Annotated in this window: 2 protein-coding genes and 1 pseudogene; all 3 read right to left on the reverse strand. The window is 54.0% G+C overall.

The features are described from left to right. Positions 1-212 precede the first annotated feature (212 nt). Positions 213-1,773, reverse strand: a pseudogene (locus Talka_RS11760) (IS3 family transposase). A gap of 144 nt (positions 1,774-1,917) precedes the next feature. Continuing rightward, positions 1,918-5,382, reverse strand: a complete 3,465-nt coding sequence (locus tag Talka_RS11765; protein WP_143891508.1) for a glycosyltransferase — start codon at positions 5,380-5,382, stop codon at positions 1,918-1,920. A gap of 78 nt (positions 5,383-5,460) precedes the next feature. After that, positions 5,461-5,817 (reverse strand): flagellin (locus Talka_RS11770; protein WP_281289657.1); only part of this gene is annotated, 357 nt, incomplete at its 5' end.

A 5,817-nucleotide genomic window follows, 5' to 3' on the forward strand; every position in this document is an offset into this window, starting at 1 on the left:
CTCACATTGCCCAGCGCCTGCGCCAGCTCCAGCACCGACAGCCGCTGCTGCGCCAGCTTCAGCTCCGCGTTCGTCCTTCTCTCCTTTCGTCGATCCGTTATGTCAGGAAAGAAGGTTTAGAGTACACCTTGTCCTTGAATGCTTGTCCGTATCTAGCCAATTTGTTCTTCCATCATCGCCCCCGGTGTATGTCAAGATAGTTGTCGCCCAAGTCATGCGGCCAATTGTTGTGTATCGTGATGCAGCGTGAGACCTTCGATCACCGCGTCGCGCTCGGGGTTGAGCGTGACGGCACCGATGGACTGCCAGTTGCGCGTGTGCCGACTTCAGCGCGACGGATGGCGCTGGCGGGCACGTTCGTAAACCTGATGCCTGGCCGCCAGGATCGCTTGGTCACGCCCTTCATGCCGCGCTGCCGGGCTCACGTAGCGGATGCCGCTGTGCAGATGCTCATGGTTGTACCAATGCACAAAGTGCGCCGCCCAGTCGCGAGCGGCGTGCAGGTCGGCAAAGCCACGGGCAGGGAACTCGGGCCGGTACTTGGCGGTGCGAAACAGCGATTCGACAAAGGCGTTATCGTTGCTGACGTGTGGGCGCGAGTACGAGGGCTTGATGCCCAGCCAATGCAGCATGGCCAGTACCGTGGTGGCTTTGAGCGTGGAGCCGTTGTCGTCGTGCAGCACGGGCTTGCTCGCCTGTGTGGCAATGCCCTCGGCCAGCGCCGTGCGGCGCACCAGGTGCGCGGCATGGCAGGCGTCGTCGTGCTCGTGCACCTCCCAGCCCACGATCTTGCGACTGTAGAGGTCCAGGATCAGATACAGGTAGAACCAGCGCCCGGCGATCTGGGCGGGCAGATAGGTCATGTCCCAGCACCAGAGCTGGCGCGGGCCACTGGCCACATGCGTGCTCGGGCCGCGTCGCGCCTGCGGTGCCTTGGCGCGGCCGCGATGGGCGGCTTGCCCTTGTGCGCGCAGGATGCGCCAGAAGGTCGATTCGCTGGCCACATAGCGGCCTTCATCGGCCAGCGCAGGCACGATGCGCGCAGGCGGCTGGTCCGCAAAGCGCGGCTCGTTGGCAATGCGCAGCACCTCGGCGCGCTCGGCTTGGCTGAGCGCATGGCTTGGCCTGGGTCGCTGCGCCTGGGGGCGAGCGTCACAGCGGATGAAGCCGTCGGCTATTGTCCAGCGCTGCAGCGTGCGCAGCGTCATGCCGGCCGTCTCGCAGGCCTTGTACAGACTGGCGCCATCGCGGTGCGCTTGCACGATCAGTTCCACCAGATGTTGGCGGTCTTGCAGCGGGATCATGCGTCCTCGTCCCCCGGCAAGACCGCCTCGAGCTTTTTGAGAGCACCAGCAATGCCGCGGTCTCTGCCAACGCCTTGTCCTTGCGGCGCAGATCGCGCTCGAGTTGTTTGAGGCGGCGCTGCTGGGCCTTGGCTTGGGCCGGGCTGCTGCGCTCGCTGGCTGTGCTGCCGAGTGCCTCGGTGGCCGCCTGGCGCCACTCGATGAGCTGCTGCGGGTACACGCCGTTGGCGCGGCACCAGGCATTGCGTTGCTGTTCATCCATGGCCGCCGTCGTCAGCAACGCCTCAAAACGGGCTGCAGGCGTCCAGGCCTGGGCAGCGGCCGGTTGCGCCAACGCCGCATCGCGCCACTTCTGCAGCGTCTGCACGCTCACACCAAATTCCCGCGCCACGTCTGTCAGCGAAGCGCTCTCAGGCGGCAGCAACCGCGCCACAGCACGGTCCTTGAATTCTTGTCCGTATTTGGCCAACTTGTTCTTCCATCATCGCCCCCAGGTTCAGAGTTCTATGCGGGCGACATCTATTCTGACGCGAGGGTCCTTCAGTGATTCCACCGTTGAATCTGATGCTTGATACTGCTTTATGCCAAAACCCTGAAATTGACTTGAGTTTCGTCATTGCAATGTCCACGCCTGAAGCCAGTTTTGAGCAATATCGGGAGTAAAAGTCCAATAATTTTGCACATGGCGTTGCAATTCGAGGCCGAGCTGGAAGGTGTGGTCTTTATCGCTCAAAAGCATTTGCAGTGCTTTATCCCACTCACTGAACTTGTTGTTAACCCTGATAACCGGGAAATTTTTGTCTTGATAGGGGCCGACGTTGGAGCAGAGGACAGGCAATCCACACCATCCGTACTCAAGTAATTTTAGTGCGGTTTTGCATCGGTTAAACATGTTGTCTTCAAGTGGCGCAATAGCAAGATCCCACTCACACGCGAGCTCGGCAAGTTTTTTTGGATAAGCTTGAACCGAAACCCCGCTATGGATTTCCTTGGCGTATTTTTTGAGGGTGTCGGGGCAATAGCCAAAGAACACAAAATCCACTTGATTGGCCCATTTTTTGAACAGGGGCTCGAGCATTTCCAGATCTCCTTGATGACTGATGCCGCCGGCCCAGCCAATTTTGGGCCTCTGGTTGTCTGGCTGGATTCGAGAAAAAGGCTCAGCGCCCCACAAGATTGTAGTGAGATAGTTCGGCATAACACGAACGTCTTTACAAAATTTTCCGTAAAGTTCTGCCAGAGTATCTGTGCTAACAATCAGCCGGTCGCAGCGTTTCATTGCTTTAATCAATCGCTGCCGTATATCCTGGGGCATATGTTTTCGGTGAGCGCTTTTAAAAGGCAGACGATCAAGCAGGTCATCGATTTCAAATACTTTTCCAACATTATTGAGCTGCAGAAGTTCTTCCAGTGCCGCCAGAGCCAAATCGCTAACAGGGCGTTGAAAAATAAGGTGTGTGGCATCGCTGCGGATAACCGCGTAAGGGCGAAGAATTTCGTCGCATAGCTCTATATCTTCATGGAGATATTGTTTGATGGTTTTGGCAGGCTGAACGATGCGATACTGTCCGCAGCCATAAAAATCAGCGCGAAAGGCTAAAATTCTATTTACAGTTTGTTCAGTCCGTGGGGGTCTGGTTAAGGTAAGGTTATATTCAAGTTCGTAGCCATTTTGCTGTAACGATAAACAGCGGTGATAAGCTGGATCGGATTGTATAAAATGTCGCCACTTTTCTAAAAAGGCATTGCTTTCTTTTTTGGCTCTTTCTACTCGGGAAGGGGTAAGGGGCTCGCTGGTTAAGCTTTGTGACTGCTCATGCACGAGCTTGGCGTGCGGACACCAAACAATAAGCTTATTCTTTTGTTTGACCTTTAGGCACAGATCTATATCATTGTAGAGGACTGCGAAGGTATCTGGGTCGAAACCCCCGACTTCGATAAAAAGCTCGCGCTTGATCAGCATGCATGCTGCCGTTACGGCGGAAAAGTTCTGTTGCAGCTGCTGTCGTCCCATATAACCCAATTCGTCTTGGTTACGAAGACCTGCAACGTGGCCCGCTGGGCCTTTGAGTCCGAGCACGACACCCGCGTGTTGTATTCTGTCGTCCGGAAAACGTAAATGAGCGCCGACGATGCCTACTTCATCGCGAAGTCCGTTGGCAACCATATTGGCAAGCCAAAAAGAGTCGGTTGGATAGACGTCATCATTTAAGAAAAGCAAAAAATAGGAAGAGACATTTTGAGTGGCAATGTTCATTATTTTGGCATAATTAAATGCGCCCGAATACTGCATGACCGATATCTTGTCCGGTGCAGCGTATTTCAATCCATCCAAGAATTGTCGTGCTTGAGGCTCGTCGTTGTCGTTATCAACCACCAAGATGTGGTAGTTGGGGTAATTGGTGTAGCTGAGAATTTGTTCGATGCAGTGTGCAATAAATTTAAATTGATTGTGGGTGGGGATGATAATTGTGACGCTTGGGGCGTCCTTGAGGTTGAAGCGATAGTGAAACGTTCCTGGTATTGGCCCGGGTGAAATTTCGGAAAGCGCTCCATTGGCATGGTCATGCAAATGATGGGCCATGCGTTGCCAAGTTTCAGAGTGATGAGCGAACAAATGCTCTGATCGGGGATGTGCATACCAGAGTGGGGCGTCGATATGAAGAATCGCATTTTCTTGAAGTTTATTCGGACTGGTGGCTTCAAGCAAAAGTTTATAGGTAAAAGCCAATGAAGGTTCGCTCAGGGGGGGGTGTGCCAGCGTTCGCGCCCAATCCGACTTTACGCATACGCTTCGCCCGGTGTAGCACGAGCTTAATGCTAAATCGCGCTGGGGGGCTGGTTTTAGGATGGGGTGTATGTAGCAATCTGGTTCGCTTTCAGCTTGGACGGCATGGTCTGTGTAAAGAAAACAGGCATTGGGATGTTGGCGGCATGCGGAAGTTAAATGGCTTTGAGCAATTTCGATGGCGCTGGGATGCAAGATATCCCCGGCTTCCAGTAACCAAACCCATCCATCTGTATCCGCCTCTGGCCAACAGGTGGCGCCAGTTAAGATGCTGGCTGGTTTAACGGTTTGCTGCTCGATGGAAGTGATTGTCTTTTGGAGGTATGATTCTGATTTGGTATTTTCGGTGATGCGTATATAGACATGAATGGGTTGAAAATCGTTGTTTTTGTTCTTGTCGTGGATAGGATTGTGTGAGGCTAGATCGTTTGTCCATTGTTGAATTAAATAATGTTCGATTTGAGGCGGAAGTTTTTCGTGGATTAATCCGATTCTTCGACCTTGGTCCAGGTGGTTGACATAAAGTTGGAGCAAGCGTGCTGTCAGGTCGTGATTGTTTATGTGTATGCAATCTTTGAGCCTTGCTTCGAGATGGTTTTTTTTGTGTTCCCATAGTTGGGTCAGTGTTTTCTTTTTGAAGCTTGCGCCCCCCGTTCGATATTTAATCAGAGGCTTTTCGATGTAGCGATAATGGTTGAACAGACTTGCGCGGAAGCCGAGAATGAGGTCTTCAAACAAGCCGGCGCCGAGAGGGGGAAAATCGATGATGAGGCTTTTCGTGAACGCTTGGGTGGCGCCAATATGAAGGGCGACGGAATCCGCTATTTCTTCGAGGGTGCTATTGAATTTGACGGGGGGGTAAAATATTTCATCGGAATCTAAAATGTAAGCCGGTGAGTGAGATAAATAATATTGCGGTTTCCCGGCTTTATGGTAGTCCTTGACAATTTCAAGAACCCTGTCAGGCAGGCTAAGGTCGTCGCCTGCAAGGCCAACGAGGAGTTGGTTGGCGGCTGATCGAGCCACGATATCAAAGTGTCTTGAAATGCCAAGATTCTTCTCGTTTTGGCGTAAAACGATCCTGCCTTCGTAGCCGGTTTCTCGTTGTAGTTTTTGGATGATATTCGGCAACGCCTCCCATGTTCCATCGGTTGAGGCATCGTCGCTAACGATCAGCTCGTCGAAGGGGTAAGTTTGCGCCATGGCGGAGCGCAACGCGTCTTCAACGAACGACAGCTGGTTGTAAACCAGCATGATGCCGGAAACTTTGACATGGCAGATATCGTTCACGTCGTGACTCCCGCATAAAAAAGCCGACGGTTTGAGTATAACCGTCGGCTACATTTGAGCTCTCCCGGCGCGGCGTGATCAGCCTTGCAGCAGGCGTAAGACATTCTGCGGCAGCTGGTTGGCCTGGGCCACCATGGCCACCCCCGCCTGCTGCAGGATCTGCGCGCGCGAGAGAGCCGCGGTCTCCGCCGCAAAGTCCGCATCCTGGATGCGGCTGCGGCTGGCGCTGAGGTTTTCAGCGTTGATTTGAAGGCTGGAGACCGTTTGCTCGAATCGATTCTGCAGGGCCCCGAGCTTGGCGCGTTCCGCGCTGATAAAGGCCAGCGCCGAATCGACGATGCGCAGGGCGACGTTGGCTTTGCCAACGGTGCTGATGTCGATGTCGCTGACCTTCAGCAGCGTCGAGCCGGTCAGCGTGGCGCTGAAGGCGTTGGT

Source organism: Tepidimonas alkaliphilus (genome assembly GCF_007556595.1).
Classification (GTDB): domain Bacteria; phylum Pseudomonadota; class Gammaproteobacteria; order Burkholderiales; family Burkholderiaceae_C; genus Tepidimonas; species Tepidimonas alkaliphila.